We start from the raw sequence: 22,936 nt of genomic DNA, 5'->3' as shown, positions 1-22,936 counted from the left end.
AGAACATGGCAATTTTAGAAACCAAAGAGATGACGTATTACTACCAAGATGGTGAGAATCGTCGGAAGATTTTAGATAAAACCAATATCTCCTTTGAAAAAGGTAAATTTTACACGATTTTAGGGAAATCAGGCTCTGGAAAGACCACCTTTCTTTCCTTGATCAGCGCATTGGATCAACCAACCGATGGGGAAGTATTTTTTGAAGGAAAAAATATCAAAACGATCGGCTATGAAGAGTATCGCCGCAACAAGATCAGTTTGATTTTTCAAAGTTACAACTTGATCCCATATTTGACGGCATTAGAAAATGTCCTTGTTTCGATGGCGATCTCAGACAACAAACTCCCCGATCAACACGATCAAATTGCGTATCGCTTGTTGGATTATATCGGAATCACTTCCACGAAAGCTGATCGTTTCGTCAATCAGCTCTCCGGTGGGGAACAACAGCGGGTCGCCATCGCTCGTGCCTTAGCGACCAATGTTGATATCATTTTAGCCGATGAGCCGACGGGAAATTTGGATGAAGGCATGGAGCAAGAAATCGTGGATATTTTTAAAGATTTAGCTACTTTACACAACAAGTGCATCATCGTAGTGACGCATTCGACTGAAATTGCCAAGCAGTCGGATCAGACCTTTTATTTGAAAAACGGCGAGTTGACGGCCTATGAGTGATTTTTTATCGAAGTTTGAAGAAGAACCGAAAGAGCCAGACAAGGAATCAGCTACAGCTAAAGCACCTTCTTCCCGTGCTTCCCGCAAAGAAAAAGGTTCAGCTTCTTTAGAAGAGGGGATCGAACACGATCCCTCCTTCAAAAAGAAACGGCGGAAAAAACGACTGCTGGGGCTTGGTGCATTACTCGGACTACTTCTACTCAGCGGCTTTTTATTTTTCCAATTGGCGTACGTCCGACTGGATAACTTTGTGGACAAAGAGATCTCAGAAGTCAGGGAATGGGCGGCGGAACATGATCTTGCGATCGATGTGACGCCTGCCTATGATGAAGCCCCAGCCAATCAAGTGATCGCCCAAGAAGAAGCCGCCAGAAGTCGAGTCAGAAAAAGAAGCACCCTGCATCTAACGGTGAGCCAAGGCCCAGATCCAGAAGAGAAATTGGCATTGCCAGACTTTATGGAAATGACGAGGGACGAGGCAGCAGAGTGGATCGAAAAAAATCAAGCCAGCAATTTGACGATCGTCGATGAATACCACGATGAGATCGAGGAAAAAGCACCGATTCGAGTAGAATTTACTAATAAAGAAGTCTCGCAAGAAAACTATCATCGTCGAGATGTCGGACGAGTCTTTTATTCCAAAGGCGAAGAAACCTTTGAAAAAGATATTGAAGTACCAGACTTTCGTGATAAAACCCGTGCAGAGGTAGAAACATGGGGGAAAGCCCATGAGCTGGAGCTTGAAATCAAAGAACAGGCTTCGGATACTGTGGAAGAAGGCAAAGTCATTGAACAAAGCGTGGCACCAAAAGAAAAAATCGCGAAACGGGATGCGTTTCAAGTAACGATTTCTCTAGGGAAAGGGGTCACCGTACCAGACTTTTCAACGATTTTACCAGATGATGCCCAGGCCGCTGTTGAGGGTGTCACTGTGCGGATGCGGATGCAGTTTACTCAGAGTCTGCCTTACGGACAATTGATCTCGCAAAGTGAGACCGCCGGGACCGTTTTAACCAGCAAAGATGACCAAGGCATTGAAGTCGTCTATTCAGCAGGTCAACCGTATATCAAAGATTACCGTCGAAGCGAGCTCCTTGAAGGGGATCTGCAAAAACTCTTCTTTGATGAATTCCGTTCAAAAGGGGCGAACATCAGCTATCAAGTCCGTTATGTCAATTCAGCAGAACCCTACGGGACAATCGTGGGGATGAGCAAGTTCAATCAGTTTTTACCGTTAGAAGATACGATCACCTTCGATATCAGCTTAGGCAATCAGACAGCCCCAGCGGCTACTGATCCAGAATAGCCGAGCGGATTTATCGATGACCTGCAAAAAGGAGGAAACCCATGCGTCATCAAGAGAATTTTCAAGACCTTAGGAAAAAGCTGTTTGTCTTTTTGTTAAGCGGTATGGTAGCATTGTTGCTACACATGTGGATTCATCAATCCAGCGAACACGTGCGGATCGTTTCAACAGAACGGTTTATTGGAGAACAATTGGAATGATCCTACAGGAATGATTGTGCTTACCGAAAAGTGATTGAAAAAAAGAAATGATGAGTGTAAAAGGGGGACTGACCGATGCGGATCTTATTCGTAGAAGATGAGCCATCGATCGCAGAAGCGGTTGCCAGCTTATTGAAAAAACAGCATTATTCCGTTGATTTGGCGTATGATGGCGAGACTGGGTTGGACTACGCAGCAAGTGGGGTGTATGACCTTCTCGTTTTGGATATCATGCTGCCAAAAATCGATGGGATCACATTGCTAAAGACGTTACGCAAGCAAAATATTCGCACGCCGATCATTATGTTGACGGCCAAAAGCGAAGTCGATGACAAAGTGCTCGGCTTGGATGCAGGGGCAGATGATTACTTGACGAAACCCTTTCAAATGAAAGAGCTGCTGGCACGGATTCGTTCATTAAGTAGAAGAAAAGACTTGGATTATCAAGAAGACCAGTTAGCATTTGGCAACGTGGTCTTGGCGCGTAATGAGCTGCAGTTGGCTACGACGACCAATCAAGTGGTGCTGTCACCCAAAGAAATGAAACTGATGGAGCTATTTTTATCCAGACCTAAAGTGATTTTATCAAAAGAAACCATCATCAATAAGATTTGGGGCTTTGATCCCGATGTGGAAGAAAACCGCGTTGAGATCTATGTATCTTTGCTGCGAAAAAAACTGACGCTGCTAGAAGCGGATATCGGCATTCGTACGATCCGCAATGCGGGGTATATTTTGCAGAGCAAGGAGCCGCTATGTTAAAAAAATTACGGAATAAAATGCTGTGGTTCAATATGGTGTTGATCTCAATCATTGTCTTAGGTGCTTTTACCTTTATCTATATTTTGAATGCCACCCAAATTGAAAACGAGATCCAATCATTGATCTCGCAAGAAGCCAACACCTTAGCTGCGGTACCGTTGGATGAGGAGGAAGTACGGCAATCACTGACAGAACCTGAGTATCCAATGATGTTGACCATCACGAATAGTACCAGTGAGTTCAGAGAAATCGCTCTAGTCGACGTGGATCAAATGGATGTTGTGATTCAAAGTATTGATGAGAGCGTCGATCAAAACGAGCTTTATGAAGCATTGGTCGATGCAGCGGCGAAACAAGGGGAGATCCCTAACGAAGTGAAGGTAAATGGCCGAAATTGGCGGTATGCGCTCTTTTTGGTGACTTCCTTTAGTCATTATTCGATCAATCATGATTCGACGGGGGAATATTCCACCAGTATCAATAATTACGAGCCATTTTATCAAGTGCTGTTCTTTGATGTCACCGACTACAAAACCAGTCTAAGCAACTTAAGAACCACGCTTTTGCTCATCGGGGTCTTAGCCTTAGCCAGTATTTATATCGCTAGCTTTTATGTCGCCAATCGAGCCTTACGACCAGTTGAGCTGGCTTGGCGCAAACAAAAAGAGTTTGTTTCTAACGCTTCCCATGAGTTGAAAACACCACTGGCGATCATTCAAGTCAATGCTGAGGTATTAGCTGGCAGTCCAGAAGAAACCTTGGAAAGCCAAATGAAATGGCTGGAAAACATCCAGTTAGGTTCCGAACGGATGGATGAGCTAGTAAATAGCTTATTGATGCTGACCAAATTCGAAAGTGCCGAGCAAGAAGTCGTGCGTTCGGTGATCGATGCCAGTCAAGTCGTGCAAAGTGTTTATCAAAGCATGGAGGCCATTGCACTGGAAAAAGGGATCCACTATCAGGAACAGATCGCTAAACAGGTGAGTCTTGAAAGCAATGAGCAAGCCTTGCGGCAATTGACCATGATATTGGTAGACAATGCCTTGAAATATACACCTACTGGAGAAACCGTCACAGTGGCACTCGTTGAACGCCAACGAAAAACGGTGCTGCAAGTCTCTAACAGTGGTTGCCCGATCCCTGAAGAAAAAATTCCCTATGTCTTTGATCGCTTTTACCGCGGGGATCCTTCTCGCAACCATCAAGACGGTGGCTATGGGTTAGGTTTAGCCATAGCCAAAGCCATCACAGAAATGCTGCAGGCGCAAATCAGTTTGACGGTGGATCAAGACGGCGTCAATCACTTTGAAGTTTTATTTCATTGAGATTGGATCGCGGCTTTCACTTAAATAAAATTTTTCAAAAAAAGAGGACTCCATGAATGGAAGTCCTCTTTTGATAGGTGAAATTTACTTGTTGCTGGTTAAATCCAATAAGCGGTCTTTCAAGTCTTCTTCTAGATGACCCAATTCCACTTCGGCAGCACGACGTTTTTCTTTTCCTTCTTTTTGGATCCGTAATGTTTCTTGGATCGTTTCCACAAGGTCGTTTTGTGTTTTTTGCAAGGTTTCGATATCGACGATGCCGCGCTCGTTTTCTTTCGCTGTTTCAATAGCAGAAACTTTCAACATTTCTGAGTTTTTCTTCAATAGATCATTGGTGGTCTCAGAAACTTGGCGTTGTGCCGTAACTGCATCTTTTTGACGCAATAAAGTCAAGGCAATGACCACTTGGTTTTTCCATAGTGGGATCGCTGTATTGACAGAAGCTTGGATTTTTTCTGCTAACGCTTGGTTCGTGTTTTGGATCAGGCGAATTTGCGGTGCCTGTTGGATCGTGATTTGACGTGCCAAGCGCAAGTCATGAGTCCGTTTGTCTAAACGATCAAGAAATTGCGTGTAATCGTTGGCGATCTGTACGTCCATTTGATCATTCGTTTCTTCTGCTTTTTTCATGGCTTCAGGAATGATTTTGGTTTGCAATTCTTGCATCTTCAACTCGCCAGCGGCAATGTAGATGTTCAATGCATCAAAGTAATCTTTGTTCTTTTGATACAACTGTTCCAACATCATGTTGTCTTTTAGCAAACCGTCTTTTTCTTTATCCAATTTGACGGCGATCTTGTCGATTTGGGCACCGATTTTTTGGTATTTAGCGGTGATTTCAAAAATGGATTGTTTTACTTTACCAAACATCCGCTTGAATAAGTTGCCTTCCCCTGCACGCAGTTCGTCTGGATTGGCTTCTTGCAAGCGATACATCAACTCCGTCAATGAGTCGCCCACAGGGCCGATATCAGCTGCTTGGACATGGTTCAACATGGATTGGGAAAACTCCCCAAGTTTGGTTTGGGCAGCTGCACCATAGGTGATGACCGCTTGCTGGTCGGTCGCATCGATTTTGCTGGCTAATTCTTGGGCCTGTGCTTGACGCTCTGGCGGTAATTTATCAATCAAACGCGGTGCCGTTTGCTGTTCTTTCAGCTGACTGATTTCCGCTTGTTGAGTGGTGGTCAAAGTGTCGACAGGGGTTGAAAATGGGTTGTTCAATAAATCGTCAAGCGTATCCGTTACGGGTTTTACTTGATTTGGTGTTTCACTCATAATAACTCCTCCTAATAATTGTCTGCTTTCGAAAAAAATCTAGCCTGGGCTAGATTTTTTTTAGATTCTTTTCTTGTTGCCAATCAGAATCTATCCCTATTCATTATCTCGTTTTATGCTTTGTTTGGCAATGGATAACTCAACATCCATGTCATCAAGATCGTCTGCTACAAATTGGGAGTAGTCTTTGGCGATCAAGGAAGCCATTTGCTCGATGATTTGGGTGCTTTCCTCGATTTTATCATAGGTCTCCCGACTTTTGATCTCATGGCTATTGATTTCAATGAACTTATCGGTCAAATCGACCATGTTGGGCAAGTGTGTATAAAGGAAATGACTTGCCAAAGGCAGTTTGGTCGGTTCTTTCACGAGTTCTTTGAAAAGAGCTTTTGAGGCACGCAAGGCATCGTGACGCAAGTCAATGGCTTTTAACTTGTTATTACTAGTGATATTTTTTTGGTATTTATCGATTTGGTGTTTCGTCTGATTCATCGTTTCACGGAACAATTCGATCTCACGAGCAGTCATTCCGCTTTTCAAGTAATGGGCTTCTCGTTCTCTCGTTAAAGAAGGCAAAACTTGTGGGTCGGCTGCTGGAACTTTACGCCCTCTAATACCGACGTAGACTAAAATTGCACCGACGATTAATAATAGGCTCGCAAATGAATCGCCTACTACGTTAAAAATAATACTGATGAGGACGATCGCACCAACGATCAGCCAGATGTTTTTTTTCATTTTTCCTCCTCCTAAAAATCTCTTGGACAAGTAGATTGGGTTATTCGACATCTTTATTTTAGCATGTTCACTAAAAGAAAAATATCAGACTTGGGGTGGATTTTCCGATTTTTAGTAAATTCATAAGCTTTCTTGCTATTTCTTAAGAAGATATTTTTTCTAAATTATGCTAAAGTGTTTGATAGATAAGACGTATGAGGAAAGTTAGGTGTCGATAGATGTTAGAATTTAAAGATTTTGAAGAAAAAACGATCCAACGGAATGAAATTTTCCATGGCAAGATCATTGATGTGGTCGTTGATGATGTCTCCTTGCCAAATGGCGGGACCAGTAAACGCGAACTAGTCTTTCATCCTGGTGGTGTTGCCGTGATCGCCTTGACAAGTGAGAACAAAATGCTGTTTGTTCGCCAATTCAGAAAACCGTTAGAGCGAGTGATTTTAGAGATACCAGCAGGAAAAATTGATCCAGGAGAAGGCGCTCGTCCAGATTTGACTGGCGCCCGGGAATTAGAAGAAGAGACCGGCTATCGTGCAAAAACGCTGGAGCACGTTTCTTCTATGTACCTTTCACCAGGCTTTGCTAATGAGCTCTTGCACGTCTATTATGCCAAAGAGCTGGAAAAAGTGACAAATCCCTTACCGCAAGACGAAGATGAAGTGCTGGAAGTCTATGAATTGACCTTAGAGCAAGCACAAGCCGCTATCGCTGATGGAACGATCTGTGATGCGAAGACCGTGTTTGCGATCCAATTTTGGGAGTTGCTGGAATTGAAACGGAGGAACGGACTTGCCTAAAGAACCATTGATCACCCGCAGTGAGCTTCGACGCAGACGCGAAGAAGAACAAGCGGCAGCTGAACGCAATCAGCAAATCGTAGAAAAGCAAAGCAAGAAAGAATGGAAACAAAAAGAAAAACAAATTGATAACCACTACCGAAAAGTGCGCAAGAAAAACAAAGAAATCACGAAGACCCGTGCCGGTGAGAACCAGAAATCTCGGGATCTGAACCGTTTTTTAATGAAAGCCATTGTGATCGTCACTTTATTGTTAGTCGTCGTTGGTTTAGCGATCTTTTTGTTGTGATTCTTCTAGTACTAAGAAAAAGCCGCCCCTGCATCTTCTGCAAGTGCGGCTTTTTTGTTATTCGGTCGGCTTTTTCAAAATAGCTAAAAACATGGCAGCTGGCTGATTCATGAACAAATGATCCGCTTCATGAAAAACGTTAAAGGAAGTGGTAATAAACCCAGTCGTCTCTGCCAGTTGAGTCAATGCGGCAGGATCGAACCCATTATGAACGAGCGGGTGAGACACGGCGGGGTTTTTGAGGAAATCCACTAGATAAAGGGTTCCTCCTGGCTTTAGCAAGGCGTATAGTTTTTCCATCATAGCGGCTGTGTCAGGAATATGCAGCAAGACGAGGGATAGCAGCACCGCGTCTGCTTTTGCTTGTAAGGATTCTTGCAGCAGATCGTGGACAGTTGCAGAAGCATTGGCCAGCTGCAGTTGGTTGATTTTTTTTTCAGAAACCTCGATCATGTTAGGGGCAGTATCCCAGATGGCTAAGTGCTGGATATAAGCTGCTAAGGGCAGACTTACTAGGCCGGTACCGCCGCCGATATCGATCAGAGTTTGATGCTGGTTGTCTTTAAAATAAGGTTCAAGGGTTTGGGTGACTAATTGTGCTAACGCGATCCGTTCAGGGGTATCGTATTTTGCTGCCATGGCGTTGAAAATTTCAGACATAAGTGCCTCCTTTTATAATGACAAAAAACTGTTCGTTTCGTCAAAACTAGTTTATCATGAAAGGAGAAAAACACGTCAGTAGATACGTGGGAATTTCTGTTGTTTTTCATTTTAAAGGGTGAAAAATAAACGAGAAGCAGGAGGCAAACACATGAAAATTGGTATTATTGGTGCAATGGAGGAAGAAATCAAGGCGTTGCGGGAACAGTTGATTTCACCGCTTTCTTGGGAACGCGGCGGCGCACTATTTATTTCAGGAAGTATCGGCAATCATGAAGTGATCGTCGTTCGTTCAGGTATCGGCAAAGTTCTGGCATCGATCACTACTAGTTTATTGATCCAACAATACGGGGTCAATATGGTGATCAATACTGGATCAGCTGGTGGGATCGGTGCCGGCTTACAAGTAGGGGATTTAGTGATTTCAGATAAAGTGGCCTATTTTGATGTCGATGTGACGGGCTTTGGTTATGAATATGGCCAGCTGCCTGGCGGGATGCCTTTGTATTATGAAGCCAGCCGCTATTTGATCAGTGAGATGACGAAAGCCGCAGAAGCGACTCATCATACCGTGAAAAAGGGACTGATCGTTACCGGTGACAGCTTCATTCATGACCCGCAAAAAGTACAGGAGATTTTAGGACATTTTCCAGATGCCTTGGCTTGTGAGATGGAAGGCGCCGCGATCGCACAGACCGCGCAGCAATTCAATATTCCTTTCTTGATCGTGCGCGCGATCAGCGACACCGCCGACCACGCAGCAACCGTCTCTTTTGATGAGTTTATCTTAGAAGCTGGCAAGCGTTCCGCTGAAATGGTCTTGGCATTCGTTGAAACATTAAAGTAACTAAAAAAACAGGAGAGCCGATCAGTAAGAGGAGGAAGGAAGCATGAGAGCATTACTATCCATTGATTATACGTTTGATTTTGTTGCAGATGAGGGACGATTGACCACGGGTGCTGCTGGGCAAGCGATTGAAGCTGCCTTAGTAGCTCGGACGCAAGCCTTTATCGAAGCCGGTGAGTATGTCGTTTTTGCCATTGATCGTCATGAGGAAACGGACAACTATCATCCTGAAAACCGCTTGTTCCCACCCCACAATCTTGCGGGCAGTACGGGGCGACATCTCTACGGCCGTCTAGCACCGCTTTATGAAAACTATCAGGAAGCGCCAAATGTCTATTGGATCGACAAGCGTCATTACTCCGCCTTTAGCGGTACCGACTTGGACATCCGACTGCGGGAAAGAGGGATTACGGAATTGTACCTGACCGGCGTTTGTACCGACATCTGTGTCTTGCATACAGCAGTGGATGCCTATAATTTAGGCTACCAACTGGTGATCGATGCAGATACTGTTGCCAGCTTTGACGCGGTCGGACATGAATGGGCACTACGCCATTTTGAAAATACCCTGGGCGCGAAAATCATTTCTGCGAAGGAGGAAGCATAAATGGGATGGATGGATCAATTAAAAGCAAATTTCAGTTTCAGTGAACTGACTAGCCTTTATCAAGCGTATCAAAAAGGGGATCTTGATGTAAAGGCGTTGTTGAACAATGACTTCTTACAAAAGTATACGGATTTTCAGAACTTGGATGAGTTTATGGCTAAATTAGGCATCCAGAATGAAAACCAAATCTTCGACTTTCTAAAAGACCGCCCCAATCGGCAAAAAGCCGATCAAGTCGTCAATGAGCATTCCCAATTTGATTCTGTGATCAGTATGATGAAAAAAGCTTTACAGAAATAAACAATTGGCGAAGAAAAAGCGCAAGCAGATTTTTCTGCTTGCGCTTTTGTTTACCAGATCTGCACACGATCTTCTGGTGCACGATACATAGGGTCACCAGGTTTGATATTAAAGGTTGTATAGAATTCATCGATGTTTTGAACTTGGATATTGGCCCGTAGTTTAGCTGGTCCGTGGACATCGATCGACAGTAAGAGCTGTTGGTATTGTTCTTTGGCTTTTGTACGCCAAATTTTCGCCCAATTGGTGAAGAAGTCTGCCAAAGAAACGTCGCTTTCTTTTTGCGCTGCTTCTAGCGCACAGCTTAGTCCGCCTGCGTCGGCGATGTTTTCAGAAACAGTCAATGTGCCGTTGACGGTACCGCCGGCAAAGGGCAGGCCATCAAACTCGTCGATCATCGCTTGAGCTAAGCGTTCAAAGTGTGTCAAATCTTCCTCTGTCCACCAATTGTTTAAATTACCATATTCATCAAATTTTGCCCCGTTGTTGTCAAAGGCGTGGGAAATCTCATGAGCAATGACCGCGCCGATCCCCCCATAATTTGCGCTGGTGGATTGTTCCAAACTATAAAAGGGCGCTTGTAAGATTGCCGCTGGGAAAACGATCACGTTTTTAAATGGGTGATAGTAGGCATTTACGGTAGCGGCGGACATTTCCCATTCCTCACGATCCACAGGCTGCTGCCATTTTTTGAAGGCATCTTCTCGGAACAAACGATTGAAATGCAGGGCATTCGCCAGCAGACTTTTCTCTTCATCGGTATGCAACTGGTCATAAATGACAGGAACTTGATCAGGGTACCCGACATGGATGCCTAAACGATTCAATTTGATAATCGCTTTTTGGCGGGTTTCTTCACTTAACCACGTGTTGTTGCGCAAACGATCTTGGTAGACAGCAATCATTGTTTCCACCATATGTTTGACGTCTTTTTTCGCTGTTTCCCCAAAGTACTTGCGTCCATAATAATCACCGATCACTTGACTGAAATGACCCATCGTTAAGTAATAAGCCGCTTTTTGTTGGGGAGCCGCTTCATCGATCCCTGATAAGTAGCGACTGTAGGTTCCGCCTAACTGACGCAATTCTTCACTCAGATAGCTAGTATAGCGCAAGCTTTGGTTGACGATCATCCAGCCTTTCAAGAGTTCAAAATGGCTATCAGAAACAATAATGTCAAAGGCTTCAAAGTAAGCGGGTTCCGTTACGATCAGCTCTTCCGGTGTACCTGGTAAAAGGGCCGTCAAGAGTTGTCTAAAATCGATCTTGCTAGCTTGCTTTGCAAATTCCTCCAAGGAGCGAGGATTGTAGTTTTTGCTATAATCCGCACTTTCTTCCGCACTGCGGACGTGAGGGGCGATCAATTTATCAAATGCGATCGCTTGCTCTACCAATGATTCCGCTTCTGCTTGGTCTTTTCCATAAGCAACTAAAACGTTGACGGCCATCTCAAAGTAGACTTGCAGCATTTCGCTTGCTTGGGGGTTTTCTGTGTAATAGGTTTTATCCGGCAAAATAGTAGCAGGCGGATAGACCGACAAAGTATTCATTTGCGCATTTTTCATGTCTGCATCGACATCTAGTTGGAAAGGCAAGGCAATGCCCTCTAAAACGAAACTTGCCAGTTGCTGATTCAATTCCTCGTAAGAAGGCAACGCTTCGATTTTTGCTAATAGTGCACTTGCTTCAGTAGCACCAGCTGCCTCTCGTTGGGCAAAATCGCTGGCTAAGCGGTAAAAAGCCACAGCATCCTTCATGCGGCCTTTTGGCGTAGCATGGGGATCGTGTGCCATATTTTCAAATTCTGCGATCATTAAGGAATCGATTCCGTCAACGAGATCTTGGAATCCACCCGTAGCGGGTTTATCTGCTGGAATAACAGCGGTCTCCAGCCACTCGCCATTTACATAGTCATAAAAATCATCTTTTAACAAGGTTGTCATGTCTTTCGCTCCTCTCGCTTTCTACTATTATGAAACAAAATCTGTAAGGACGCAAAGAAAAGTTTTCTAGGCGAAAAAGGGTTTTGATCCAAGTAGGAGGAGAATCTAAGGTATAATAAGAAAAAAGGCAGGTGAACGAGATGGAACAAGTAGAGTGGAAAGGGATCGCCGAAGAGCGGTTTCGTCCGTATAAGCAGTGGGTCACTCCTTCAGGGTATTTATGCGGCACCTATGCAGCAGCCGTCTTTTTGGCCTACTATCAAGATTACATCGATGAAACGATCATCCCGAAAGCATTTCGTAGAAAAAAACAGCGGGATCTGACAGTAGTGACGGAAATGCTGCGGGTGCTGATTCAGCCTCATGGGTTGCCGACGATCGCTTGGCAGGTCAGTCATGGATTGACTCGGTTTTTCGATCAATTCCAATTGCCTTACCGCGGACGTGCGACTGTTGTTGGCGGCTGGCATCGAGCGTGCAAACGAATCGATGAAGGCAAACCGGTGATCATCGGTATTTTGAAGCCTTTAGGCAGCACGTATGGCAATCATTGGGTCGTGGCTTACGCCTACGCTGAAACCGCCAGCGGAGAACGCTATTTTAAAGTTCATGACAACTGGGGCAACTACAAAAAAGTGATTCCCGCCAGTTGGGTAAACGGTACCGTCACACTTCCTTGAACGAGACGGTTAAAAAAACAGTCACTTTGTGCTAGAATAGAAGAAAACAACCACATTCATTGGAGGCAATCATGGGCGAAAGTTATAAAGATAGTTCGTTGAAAATTTTTAGTTTAAATGGAAATTTACCATTAGCAGAAAACATTGCGAAAGTTTTCGGTACAGAACTAGGGAAGTCAAAAGTGACACAGTTTAGTGATGGAGAGATTGCCATCAATATCGAAGAAAGTGTGCGGGGCGACCATATTTATATCATTCAATCGACGAATGAACCCGTCAATGATCACTATTTAGAGCTACTGATCATGATCGATGCGATGAAACGGGCTAGTGCGAAGACGATCAATGTCGTTTTGCCTTATTACGCATATGCGCGGCAAGACCGAACCGCCAACCCGCATGAGCCGATCACTGCAAAATTGATTGCCAATATGCTGGTGGAAGCAGGGGCTTCTCGAATCTTGACGCTTGATCTGCATGCCGTCCAAGTTCAAGGATTTTTCGACATCCCAGTGGATAATCTCTTTACGATCCCATTGTTTGCCCATTACTATCGCGAACAAAAAATGACCGGTGACGACTATGTCGTGGTTTCACCAAAAAACAGCGGTGTCCAACGGACCCGTAGTTTGGCAGAATACTTAGATACAGCGATCGCGATCGTCGATCAAGATGAAGCCGATGGCGGCTATGTGATTGGTGATGTCGTTGGGAAAAAATGTATTTTGGTTGATGACATTTTAAATACCGGCCATACATTGGCAAAAGCGGCAGACTTGTTGAAGGAAGCTGGTGCCAGCGAAGTGTATGCTTGTGTCTCTCACGCCTTGCTTTCACCGCCTGCTAAAGAAATTTTGGATCAATCAGCGATTGAAAGTATTTGTGTCACCGATTCTTGCTGGACCAGCGAAGAACGCCATCCAGAAAAACTGCACTACATTTCTTGTGCCGAATTGATGGGGGAAGCCGTTCGCCGCATTCACGAAAATACACCAATGAGTCCATTGTTCCGCCTGGAAAGCAAAGAGTATAAATAAAAATATGAAAAGCACCCGCTATCCTTAGGGACAGCGGGTGCTTTTGCATGTAAGGGGAAGTGGACAAGACCCAGCGGATCAGTTCAACTGGTTGCGGTTTAAGACCGTTTCTCGTTTGATCAGTTTATGTGGTACGACCAGCTGTACGCCGTTTGAATCTTCATGATTCAATTGCGCCATCAGCCGTTCGGTAGCGATTTTTCCTAAGGACAACACGTTGATATCGATACTAGTCAAATACGGATGGGTCAAAGTAGCAAAGATCGAATTGTTGAAACTGATGATGGATAAGTCGTCGGGGACTTTGTAGCCATACATCGTCGCTAATTGAATGATCCGCACAGCGAACAGATCATCGATCACGACGATGGCCGTTGCTTGGGATTCTTTGATCGTTTCTTCAAACGTGACGTAATCTTCCGCTTTTTCAAAGGTCAATGCTGGATAAAAGGGGAGATTTGCTAGCATCATGGCTTTTTGGTAGCCGAAGAAACGCTCGAAATACAGGTTTTCATGGGTCGTATTGGTAGCAAATAATATCTTCGTATGCCCTTGGGCGATCAGATGCTCAGTTGCTTGCTTGCCTAACAACTGGTTGTCATTATCGACAAAAACGATTTTGTCTTCATTGCTGTATGGTTGACCAATCAAGGTAAAAGGGACTTCTTTTTCGACCAGATAGTCGATGATGGGGTCTTTTTCATCGGAATAGACCAAGATAAAGCCATCTACTTGTTTTTGCAGGTGCATCCGTTCCACGTTTTTTAGTAATGTAGCAAAGTCACGGGCGGAGGCAACGGCAACCGTCATTTGATGATGGCGGGCCTCTTCATTGATGGCTTCGATCGTTTCTAAATAAAAGGGGTTTCCTAGTCGTTCTTTCGAATCAAGAGGCGGCAAGATCACGCCGATGGCACTGGATATCTGTTTGCCGAGATTTCGAGCCGCAAGATTGGGGACATAGCCCATTTCTGCCATTACTTTGCGCACTTTCTTCTTGGTATCTTCAGAAATGCTGGGATGATCGTTTACGACACGAGAAACCGTGGATGTAGCGACGCCAGCCTTTTTGGCGACATCTTTGACCGTAATGCTCACTGATTTCCCTCCTTTTTTAGCTTATAGTATCACAAAGTGTCGGCACAAGGGTAGAGCCAATCAAAAGAAAGAAGAAATGCAGACATTTCTTCTTTCAGAAGGCTTGTTTAGTTGATCGCTGTACTGATTTCGTCTTCTAAAACATAGTCTTTGCCATACAACTTGATTGGCAATGCCTCACCGCTGATTTTCTTCAAAGTCACCGTTGACTCATTGACGGAAACAAAGAGCAGACGTCCACGATAGTTGATGTGGAAGGCGTAGCGGCTCCAAGTTTTAGGTAAGAATGGCGCAAACCCTAAGTGATCGTGATCAGTTTTCATTTGAGCAAAACCTTGAACGATCGCTAACCAGCTACCGGTCATAGAAGTGATGTGCAAGCCATCATCGGTATCATTGTTGTAATTGTCCAAATCAAGACGAGCAGTCCGCTCATACATTTCCAACGCTTTTTCTTCCATGCCTAATTCCGCTGCTAAAATCGCATGGATACTTGGAGAAAGGGAAGATTCATGCACTGTCATCGGCTCATAGAAATCAAAGTTCCGTTGTTTTTCTTCTTTGCTGAATTGATCGCCGAAGAAGTAGATACCTTGCAAAACATCGGCTTGTTTGATAAAGCAAGAGCGCAAGATATGATCCCACGACCAATTTTGGTTTAACGGCAAATGTTTTGGATCAAGATCGGAAACGGGCATCAAGTCTTTGTCTAAGAAGGTATCATGCTGGACGAACACACCAAGCTCTTGGTCTTCTGGGAAGTACATATTGTCGATGATGTCTTGCCATTTGGCTTGTTCTTCGTCAGAGATCGTGACAGTCGCTTCGTCTTTGAAGGCTTCATAGCTGGCTAAGGTATAAGCTAAGACCCAAGTAGCCATTTTATTGGTGTACCAGTTGTTATTGATATTGTTTTCGTATTCGTTTGGTCCTGTAACGCCATGGATCATGTATTTTTGCTGGCGTTTTGAATAGTGGACACGATCTGCCCAGAAACGTGAGATCGCGCTTAACACTTCTAATCCTTCTTTTTTCAGGTAACTTGTATCGCCAGTATAATTCGTATAGTTGTAGATGGCATAAGCGATGGCACCATTTCGGTGGATTTCTTCGAAAGTGATCTCCCACTCATTGTGGCATTCGATCCCAGTGAAGGTCACCATTGGGTAAAGGGCACCTGCTAAGCCTTGTTTTTGCGCATTGATATGGGCTTGCGGCAATTGGTTGTGACGGTATTTCAACAAGTTGCGGGTCACTTCTGGTTTTGCTAATGCCAAATACAATGGAACTGCATAGGCTTCGGTATCCCAGTAAGTCGCACCGCCATATTTTTCACCAGTAAAGCCTTTCGGTCCAATGTTCAAGCGCTCGTCTTCACCATAATAGGTTGAGAACAATTGGAACAGGTTGAAACGAATCCCTTGTTGCGCCGCAGCATCGCCTTCAATGATCACATCGGCTAAATCCCAGCGGGCTTTCCAAGCAGCGACTTGTTCTGCACGCAACGCATCATAATCTGCTTTGTATAAAGTGCCTAATTCGGTGACTTTTGCTGGATGATCATGAGCGGGAACATCACGACTCGTAACGATCAAGACTTCTTTGATCAATGAGAAGGTGTCACCGGCTGTTCCAGAAAAGGCAAAGGTATCAGCAACGCAAAGCTCGTTTTTCACGGAATCGATCGGTGTTTGGCTATGACGCATAGCAGAAGTGACAGTAAAGCGTTCAATGTCAAAATTATTTTCTACGGTCCGAGTGGTCAAGTAATGGAAGGTTTCGGTTTGACCATGAGCCAATTCTTCCCAGAAACGTTCGTCGTAGTTGCTGTCTTCGTTATGGACATTGTTATCTAGTTTAGAAACGACTTTGATCTCAGCGTCGCCTTCAATGATCTCAGCGTCCATCTTAATGAGGGCAAGTTCACGTTTTACGATGCTCAAGAAGCGTTCAAAAGAGAATTTTACGGTGGCACCTGCCAAAGTGACAGTAAAGTTGCGGCGTAAAATCCCGGTTTCCATGTCTAGTTCTAAACGGAAATCACTTGGGCTGATTTTTGCTAAGTCGACTAATTGGTCATTGACAAATAGGTCCATTGCAATAAAGTTGACCGCGTTGATCACTTTGCCAAAATAATCAGGATAGCCGTTTTTCCACCAGCCGACACGGGTTTTGTCTGGGTACCAGACACCAGCGATATAAGTACCTAAGTGATGATCGCCGCTGTATTGTTCTTCAAAGTTGCCGCGCATTCCCATGTAGCCATTCCCGATACTTGTTAGCGACTCTTGCAGTCGACGATTTTCTTTATCTAAGGTAGATGTCGCGATTTTCCATGGATCGATCTCGAACAATCGTTGGATTTTTTTCATGAAAGTCCCTCCAGAATCTTTTTGATATCTCTATCATAAGCGCAAACGATTGCATCGTCAAGTGAAAGTTGTTGCGTTTAAAGAATTTCCTGTAAGGAAACATCGAGAAAGAGAGATCCAGTTATATAAAGGTGAAAAAGCGAATAGAATCCCTTTTGATATTTCTGGGTTTACAAAATCTTTTTTCTCCGTTAGAATGAACTCATTAAGAAACCGATTGCGTAAATCGATTCAGGGAAGGAAGAAGGAAGATGAAAAAATTATTGAGTTTCGAATTTTGGCAAAAATTCGGAAAAGCGCTAATGGTGGTTGTCGCTGTTATGCCAGCCGCTGGTTTGATGATCAGTATTGGGAAAACGATCCCAATGATCAATGCCGACTGGGCATTTTTGATCACTACAGGAGGCGTCATTGAAAACATTGGTTGGGCAATTATTGGTAACCTGCATTTATTATTTGCATTAGCTATTGGTGGTAGTTGGGCTAAAGAGCGAGCTGGTGGGGCATTTGCTGCTGGGATCGCCTTTATTTTGATCAACCGAATCACTGGTTCGATCTTTGGCGTGACGAGCGCGATGTTAACCGAAGAAGGCGCCTTTACCCATACGTTGTTTGGGACGAAGATCATGATCGACGGCTTCTTTACTAGTGTATTAGAAGCACCTGCTTTGAACATGGGTGTCTTTGTTGGGATCATCGCCGGTTTTGTGGGAGCAACAGCTTACAACAAATACTATAATTTCCGCAAATTACCGGATGCGCTTTCCTTCTTTAACGGCAAACGCTTCGTACCTTTCGTAGTGATCGCCCGTTCAGTAGTCGTCGCATTAGTGTTATCGATCGTTTGGCCCTACATTCAGGCAGGCATCAACAACTTCGGTTTATGGATCGCGCAATCACAAGAAAGTGCGCCCGTTTTAGCACCGTTCTTGTTTGGAACCTTGGAGCGGCTGCTCTTACCATTCGGGCTGCATCACATGTTGACGATCCCGATCAATTACACCGAATTAGGTGGAACTTACACGATTCTTTCTGGCGCACAAGCCGGCACCCAAGTCTTTGGACAAGACCCATTATGGCTTGCTTGGGCAACGGATCTAGTGAACATGCGCAATGCTGGCGATACGTCACAATATCAATTTTTATTGGAAAACTTTGTTCCTGCCCGCTTTAAGGTTGGACAAATGATTGGTTCATCTGGGATCTTGATGGGCTTGTCTTATGCCATGTATCGCAATGTCGATGCGGACAAACGGCACAAATATACCTCTATGTATTTATCAGCTGCTATCGCTGTCTTCTTGACAGGGGTAACGGAACCGTTGGAGTTCATGTTTATGTTTGCTGCCGTACCGCTTTACATCGTTTATGCAGTCGTACAAGGGGCTGCGTTTGCGATGGCGGATATCGTCAACTTACGGGTCCACTCTTTTGGGAATATCGAGTTGTTGACCCGTACCCCAATGGCGATCAATGCCGGTTTAGGACAAGATTTGATCAACTTTGTGTTAGTGACCATCGTCTTTGGTGTCGGGATGTATTTCTTGGCCAACTTCTTGATCAAAAAATTCAACTTTGCAACACCAGGTAGAAACGGCAACTATGAAACAGAAGGAGCCAGCGATGCGCCAGCAACTGCTTCGGCGGATGGCAATTTGAACCCAGATTCGCAAGTCGTGAAAATCATTCATTTATTAGGTGGACGTGAAAATATCGCCGACGTTGATGCATGTATGACTCGTTTACGGGTCTCTGTGAAAAATCGAGAAGCGGTCGGCGATGAAAAAGCGTGGAAAGCCGCAGGGGCGTTAGGCTTGATCGTAAAAGACAATGGCGTGCAAGCAGTCTATGGACCGAAAGCAGATGTCTTAAAATCAGACATTCAAGATATCTTAGATTCTGGTGTCACGATTCCCGAACCGACGGCTAGTCAAGCACCAGTAGAAACGACTACCCATCAAAGCCAAGGCGTGACAGCTGAACTAGCTGCTGTTGCCACTGGAGAAGTGATGCCGATCACCTCTGTCAAAGACCAAGTGTTTGCGGAAAAAATGATGGGTGACGGTTATGGTGTGCGTCCAGAGCAGACGACAGTTGTCGCACCAATCAGTGGGAAAGTCACCAACATCTTCCCAACGAAACATGCGATCGGCTTGCTTTCTGATGAAGGCATCGAAGTATTGGTTCACATGGGCTTAGATACCGTTGACTTAAACGGTGCACCCTTTACGGTAGCTGTCACTGAAGGACAACAAGTGGCGGTGGGTGACAAGTTAGCGGAGATGGATCTCGCTGCAGTAAGTGCTGCTGGCAAAGACACCACCATCGTTGTAGTGTTGACCAACAGCGATCAAATCGATTCCTTTGAATTGACCCAAATCGGCAAGCAACAAGCGGCCGCAGTTGTTGGAATCGTAAAACTATAATAAAATGACAAGCGGGTCGACTCTTTTGTTGACCCGCTCTCTTTTATTTTTAAAAAGGAATCGTACAAGCAAACCGAGAGAAGGAGCCTTATTCATGAAGGTATTAACATTGAACACCCATAGCTGGTTAGAAGAAAATCAGCTAGAAAAATGCAAGATGATCGCACAAGAGATTGCAACTGGCGACTATGACATCATCGCCTTGCAAGAAGTCAACCAAACGATCGCTGCTCAAACCATCGTTCCTGATGGGCTGTATTGTCCCACAGATACGCTGGTGGAAATCAAGGAGGACAATTTTGCTTTACGCCTAGTGGAAGAACTGCAACTGTTAGACTGTGATTACTATTGGTCATGGACTTACAGTCATGTAGGCTATGACATTTACCACGAAGGCAATGCCTTATTGTCCAAACAGCCCATCATTGCCAAAGAATACCTTGCTTCACAAGCCACGGATGTCTGGGATCATACCACACGCAAAAACCTGAGCGGCGTGACTGAAGCCGATGGACAGATCGTACAAGTCATTAGCTGTCATTTTTCTTGGTGGCAAGACGGTAAATTTGCCTACGAGTGGCAACAGACAGAAGCATTTTTAGCAGAACGGGCTGATACCTTATTGATCCTAGGTGATTTCAACAACGATGCCGCCAGTTCTGGGCATCAACTGGTCCTTGACAGCTCCTTACAGCTGCAAGACAGCTTTTTAACGGCTGCTGAAACGATCGGGGAAGCCTCTGTCGTTAAAGCCATTGATGGTTGGCAAGACAATCGAGAAGCGTTGCGAATCGATTATGTTTTTACATCCAAAGACCTGCAAGCAACGGAATATGAAGTCGTTTTTGACGGAACGCGTACTCCGATCGTCAGCGATCACTTTGGAATCAAAGTGGTTTTTGCTTCAAAAACAGAGCCAAACTAGCAGAAACGACAGCAAAAAGCAGTGCCAACCGGCACTGCTTTTCTTTTTGGGGAAGTTAAATCGCTGATCGAACAAGGAGGAAAAAGAATAAACTCAATAAAAGAATGAATGCTAATGCCCCATAGGTAAAACTCTTTTCGCCCCAAGTTGCGTTTTCCTCCTGACTCGAAAGACTTCTTCTTGTAAAAAAGACGAGTCCTGCGCCGATGACATTCGCTGTCAGCAACTGTTGAAAGAAGATCAGGAATAAATACTGACCCAAAAGGCCTTTTTTACTCATGGAAAACCGTTGAATAAAGTACAGGCAAGCCCCTTGCAGCAAAAGGAGACTACTTAACAAGACCCCTAAAGCGGCTAACGGTTGCGAGCTGAGGTACTGGGCAAAGGTCATCCCATGGTTGAAGGCAGTCAAGGAAAGATAAAGATAGTAAGCACCAGCGATCAAAAGCCAATAACTCAGTAAAATCAATGGAAACGCCCATTTTCGTTTAGTCATGGTTGCCCTCCTGTAAAGTGAATAGTCCGTAGGAACGGATCAAATAATCAATCAAGCAGCTCAGTCCGATCAAAGACTGGCTAGGGATTTTCTTGCGACCGATTTGAAAAAAATCGCAATAATAGGTCAGGTGAAACGTTGAATGGCGAGCAAAATAATTATCTCCTGGCGCACTCAATGTCAAAACGGGAATCTGACGAATCGCAAACGTCGTCAGATTCTCTTTGACGTTTTCTGTTTCGCCGCTCAGTGAGGCGATGATCACACAATCTTCGGCAGTGATCATCGGCATGACCATATCAAATTCCGTTTTGTTCGGCAATACGATCACTCGTTTTTCCATAGAAAGCATCATTTTGGAAAACTCCTCCAGTGCTTTCTTTTGGGAAAACCCAGTCGGGTAGCAGTAGATGGTTTTGCTGCGGTCAAACAAGCGGTTGAGGGCAGCTAAGTCTACCGTTTTTAAATAGTTGAGGGTGGCGAAAATATCCTCTTGTTGCTTTTCAAAAATCGTTTTTTGTTGCGAAATCGTTGTTGCCTGTTCTTGCTGATGCCGTAGAAAATATTTGAACTCGGAATAGCCAGAAAAACCAAGTTTTTTCGTCAACCGTAAAATAGAAGACTTTGAGACGTGAACCTGCTCGGATAGCTCGACGATCCCCATAGATAGAACGGTATCGCCGTTGGAAAGAATATAGTTCAGAATGCCACGATCAAGTTCACTTAACTCTGATTGGTGCTGTTGAATCAAATACTGTAATTTCACAAAAACCTCTCCTTATAGATTAAGTATAGCTGAAAAGCCAGGAGGGGAGGCGAAGAACGCTGGCTAGTGTAATTCTGGCCAAAAGGCTTGATTTGCTTCAATCAATTCATCGAGTAATTCTTTGGCTACACGGGCATTTGGAACCACTTTTGAAAGAATCAGTGCTTGCCATAATTTCTGGTAAGAACCCTCTGCCCAAGCCTCCACGACTAATTTTTCTACGGCGACTTGTTGCTCCATCAATCCTTTTTGGAAGCGAGGGATCTTGCCTTGTGTGATTGGTTCTGCCCCGTTACTGCCGACGATACAAGGCACTTCCACCATTGCCTGCTCATCAAAGTTGACGATCGCTCCTTCGTTAGGCACGATCAACAGCATCCGTTCTTGCGTGTTATAAGCGATCGCTCGTGCAAGGTCCACGATGTAGCTGGCGTGTTCATCCACTTCAAGCGTGGTGTCAGTCGCTGTCTGGTTTTCTACGATGCGTTGGCATTCACCAAAGACGTGTTTTTCGCGGCCAGCCATGACTTCATTTGCCCGTGTAAAAGATGGGTTGGTGTGCGCCACTTCATCTTGAGGGAAAAAGTAATATTTCAAGTAGGTATTTGGCAAAGTGGATGGATCAACTTCGTACACTTCTTTTGCTTTGGCAAAGGTGTGCATCCAGCTGGCATCAGCATGTTGGCTCGCTTCGATTTCTTCTGGCAATGAATAGCCGTATTTTGCCACATGCGCCTGGATCTGCGGCAGCAAATCATTGCCAGCTTTGTCTCGTATATCAGTCCACCAGCCAAAGTGATTCAAGCCATAATAGCGAACCACCAACTCTTTGCGAGAAGCTAAACCGATCGCTTGCGCCATCCGTTCTTCGATTCCCACTGGCATATCACAAATATTAATGATCTTGGCATCAGGGCGCAATTTACGAGTCGCTTCTGCGACGATCGCTGCAGGATTGGAATAATTCAACATCCATGCATCAGGGGAATATTTTTCCATGTAATCGACTAACTCCAATACACCGCCGATAGAACGCATCCCATAAGCGATCCCGCCAGGACCACAAGTTTCTTGGCCGACCACACCATATTTCAAAGGGATTTTTTCATCCTTTTCGCGCATCGCATACAAGCCAACTCGGATATGCGCCATCACAAAATCGACATCCTGAAATGCGGTTTCGGGATCAGTGGTTGCTAAAAAGCTGATTTCTGGTGCGCGTTCTTTCAATAAAATCTCGCAAGCTTGTGCAACTTTTTCTTGTCGTTCTTCCAAATTGTCGTAAAACTTGATTTGGCGAATCGGGAAACGATCCAAGTGTTCCAAAAGCATCAAGACGATTCCTGGGGTAAAGGTACTGCCGCCTCCGGCGATCACGATTGAAAATTTTTTCATTCTTGTTTC

Annotated in this window: 23 protein-coding genes; 14 read left to right on the top strand and 9 right to left on the bottom strand. The window is 44.6% G+C overall.

What is annotated here, in order from left to right; all coding sequences use genetic code 11:
* Positions 1-5: 5 nt before the first annotated feature.
* From A5878_RS15235 to A5878_RS15220, 5 genes are all read left to right on the top strand, one after another.
* Positions 6-680, top strand: a complete 675-nt coding sequence (locus A5878_RS15235; RefSeq protein WP_005227805.1) for an ABC transporter ATP-binding protein — start codon at positions 6-8, stop codon at positions 678-680.
* The gene (locus A5878_RS15230) at positions 673-1,986 is read left to right on the top strand and encodes a PASTA domain-containing protein (protein ID WP_005227808.1); all 1,314 of its coding nucleotides are present in this window, start codon (positions 673-675) and stop codon (positions 1,984-1,986) included. The genes A5878_RS15235 and A5878_RS15230 overlap by 8 nt, the downstream gene beginning before the upstream one ends.
* Positions 1,987-2,027: 41 nt before the next feature.
* Entirely contained in the window at positions 2,028-2,186 is a 159-nt protein-coding gene (locus A5878_RS17575; RefSeq protein ID WP_005233508.1) for a hypothetical protein, read from the top strand.
* 75 nt (positions 2,187-2,261) lie between these two features.
* On the top strand, positions 2,262-2,948 hold the full coding sequence (locus tag A5878_RS15225; protein ID WP_005227810.1) for a response regulator transcription factor: 687 nt from the start codon (positions 2,262-2,264) through the stop codon (positions 2,946-2,948).
* Positions 2,942-4,273: a cell wall metabolism sensor histidine kinase WalK gene (locus tag A5878_RS15220; protein ID WP_086295765.1), complete on the top strand. Its 1,332-nt coding sequence runs from the start codon at positions 2,942-2,944 to the stop codon at positions 4,271-4,273. Before A5878_RS15225 ends, A5878_RS15220 begins: the two co-directional genes overlap by 7 nt.
* Before the next feature lie 84 nt (positions 4,274-4,357).
* Here the strand turns inward: A5878_RS15220 and A5878_RS15215 are convergent, their stop codons facing one another.
* Together A5878_RS15215 and A5878_RS15210 are read right to left on the bottom strand one after the other, a co-directional pair.
* Positions 4,358-5,551 carry a toxic anion resistance protein gene (locus tag A5878_RS15215; RefSeq protein ID WP_005227814.1) on the bottom strand — a complete coding sequence of 398 codons (1,194 nt, stop codon included), beginning with the start codon at positions 5,549-5,551 and terminating at the stop codon, positions 4,358-4,360.
* A gap of 96 nt (positions 5,552-5,647) precedes the next feature.
* Entirely contained in the window at positions 5,648-6,289 is a 642-nt protein-coding gene (locus tag A5878_RS15210; RefSeq protein ID WP_010749055.1) for a 5-bromo-4-chloroindolyl phosphate hydrolysis family protein, read from the bottom strand.
* A 218-nt stretch (positions 6,290-6,507) separates the two neighbouring features.
* Here A5878_RS15210 and A5878_RS15205 point away from each other — a divergent pair, with 218 nt between their 5' ends.
* The gene (locus A5878_RS15205) at positions 6,508-7,086 is read left to right on the top strand and encodes an NUDIX hydrolase (RefSeq protein WP_005227818.1); all 579 of its coding nucleotides are present in this window, start codon (positions 6,508-6,510) and stop codon (positions 7,084-7,086) included.
* On the top strand, positions 7,079-7,375 hold the full coding sequence (gene macP / locus A5878_RS15200) for a cell wall synthase accessory phosphoprotein MacP (RefSeq protein WP_005227820.1): 297 nt from the start codon (positions 7,079-7,081) through the stop codon (positions 7,373-7,375). Before A5878_RS15205 ends, macP begins: the two co-directional genes overlap by 8 nt.
* 57 nt (positions 7,376-7,432) lie before the next feature.
* Here macP and A5878_RS15195 read toward each other — a convergent pair whose 3' ends face one another.
* On the bottom strand, positions 7,433-8,035 hold the full coding sequence (locus A5878_RS15195; protein WP_005227821.1) for a class I SAM-dependent methyltransferase: 603 nt from the start codon (positions 8,033-8,035) through the stop codon (positions 7,433-7,435).
* A 151-nt stretch (positions 8,036-8,186) separates the two neighbouring features.
* On the opposite strand from A5878_RS15195, the gene A5878_RS15190 reads away from it, so the two are divergent.
* From A5878_RS15190 to A5878_RS15180, 3 genes are read left to right on the top strand one after another with little or no spacing between them, the layout of a single operon-like run.
* A complete protein-coding gene (locus tag A5878_RS15190; protein WP_005227823.1) occupies positions 8,187-8,882 on the top strand; it encodes a 5'-methylthioadenosine/adenosylhomocysteine nucleosidase in 696 nt (231 codons plus the stop codon).
* A gap of 43 nt (positions 8,883-8,925) precedes the next feature.
* Positions 8,926-9,489: a cysteine hydrolase family protein gene (locus tag A5878_RS15185; protein WP_005227824.1), complete on the top strand. Its 564-nt coding sequence runs from the start codon at positions 8,926-8,928 to the stop codon at positions 9,487-9,489.
* A complete protein-coding gene (locus tag A5878_RS15180) occupies positions 9,490-9,789 on the top strand; it encodes a hypothetical protein (protein ID WP_005227832.1) in 300 nt (99 codons plus the stop codon). It abuts the gene before it with no gap.
* Positions 9,790-9,839: 50 nt separating this feature from the next.
* Here the strand turns inward: A5878_RS15180 and A5878_RS15175 are convergent, their stop codons facing one another.
* Complete coding sequence (locus A5878_RS15175; protein ID WP_086295764.1) at positions 9,840-11,732, bottom strand: M13 family metallopeptidase; 1,893 nt, start codon at positions 11,730-11,732, stop codon at positions 9,840-9,842.
* A gap of 140 nt (positions 11,733-11,872) precedes the next feature.
* Between A5878_RS15175 and A5878_RS15165 the strand changes: the two genes are divergently transcribed.
* Both A5878_RS15165 and A5878_RS15160 read left to right on the top strand, forming a co-directional pair.
* Positions 11,873-12,412: a C39 family peptidase gene (locus A5878_RS15165; protein WP_005233534.1), complete on the top strand. Its 540-nt coding sequence runs from the start codon at positions 11,873-11,875 to the stop codon at positions 12,410-12,412.
* Positions 12,413-12,483: 71 nt separating this feature from the next.
* Entirely contained in the window at positions 12,484-13,449 is a 966-nt protein-coding gene (locus tag A5878_RS15160) for a ribose-phosphate diphosphokinase (RefSeq protein ID WP_010749060.1), read from the top strand.
* A gap of 78 nt (positions 13,450-13,527) precedes the next feature.
* Here A5878_RS15160 and A5878_RS15155 read toward each other — a convergent pair whose 3' ends face one another.
* Together A5878_RS15155 and A5878_RS15150 are read right to left on the bottom strand one after the other, a co-directional pair.
* The gene (locus tag A5878_RS15155) at positions 13,528-14,547 is read right to left on the bottom strand and encodes a LacI family DNA-binding transcriptional regulator (protein ID WP_005227844.1); all 1,020 of its coding nucleotides are present in this window, start codon (positions 14,545-14,547) and stop codon (positions 13,528-13,530) included.
* Positions 14,548-14,654: 107 nt separating this feature from the next.
* The gene (locus A5878_RS15150) at positions 14,655-16,919 is read right to left on the bottom strand and encodes a glycoside hydrolase family 65 protein (protein WP_005227846.1); all 2,265 of its coding nucleotides are present in this window, start codon (positions 16,917-16,919) and stop codon (positions 14,655-14,657) included.
* A 251-nt stretch (positions 16,920-17,170) separates the two neighbouring features.
* Here A5878_RS15150 and A5878_RS15145 point away from each other — a divergent pair, with 251 nt between their 5' ends.
* Both A5878_RS15145 and A5878_RS15140 read left to right on the top strand, forming a co-directional pair.
* Positions 17,171-19,345 (top strand): PTS transporter subunit IIBC, encoded by a 2,175-nt coding sequence (locus A5878_RS15145; protein WP_005227848.1) that lies wholly within the window; start codon positions 17,171-17,173, stop codon positions 19,343-19,345.
* A 94-nt stretch (positions 19,346-19,439) separates the two neighbouring features.
* The gene (locus A5878_RS15140) at positions 19,440-20,270 is read left to right on the top strand and encodes an endonuclease/exonuclease/phosphatase family protein (RefSeq protein ID WP_005227850.1); all 831 of its coding nucleotides are present in this window, start codon (positions 19,440-19,442) and stop codon (positions 20,268-20,270) included.
* Positions 20,271-20,325: 55 nt separating this feature from the next.
* Here A5878_RS15140 and A5878_RS15135 read toward each other — a convergent pair whose 3' ends face one another.
* From A5878_RS15135 to A5878_RS15125, 3 genes are all read right to left on the bottom strand, one after another.
* A complete protein-coding gene (locus A5878_RS15135; protein ID WP_005227852.1) occupies positions 20,326-20,766 on the bottom strand; it encodes a hypothetical protein in 441 nt (146 codons plus the stop codon).
* The gene (locus tag A5878_RS15130) at positions 20,759-21,532 is read right to left on the bottom strand and encodes a MurR/RpiR family transcriptional regulator (protein ID WP_005227853.1); all 774 of its coding nucleotides are present in this window, start codon (positions 21,530-21,532) and stop codon (positions 20,759-20,761) included. The genes A5878_RS15135 and A5878_RS15130 overlap by 8 nt, the downstream gene beginning before the upstream one ends.
* A gap of 63 nt (positions 21,533-21,595) precedes the next feature.
* Positions 21,596-22,927, bottom strand: coding sequence for a 6-phospho-alpha-glucosidase (locus tag A5878_RS15125; protein WP_008379332.1), 1,332 nt, complete (start codon positions 22,925-22,927; stop codon positions 21,596-21,598).
* Between the last annotated feature and the right edge of the window lie 9 nt (positions 22,928-22,936).

This window comes from Enterococcus sp. 3G6_DIV0642 (genome assembly GCF_002140635.1).
Taxonomy (GTDB): domain Bacteria; phylum Bacillota; class Bacilli; order Lactobacillales; family Enterococcaceae; genus Enterococcus_D; species Enterococcus_D casseliflavus.
This window is presented reverse-complemented; position numbering and strand designations above follow the sequence as displayed.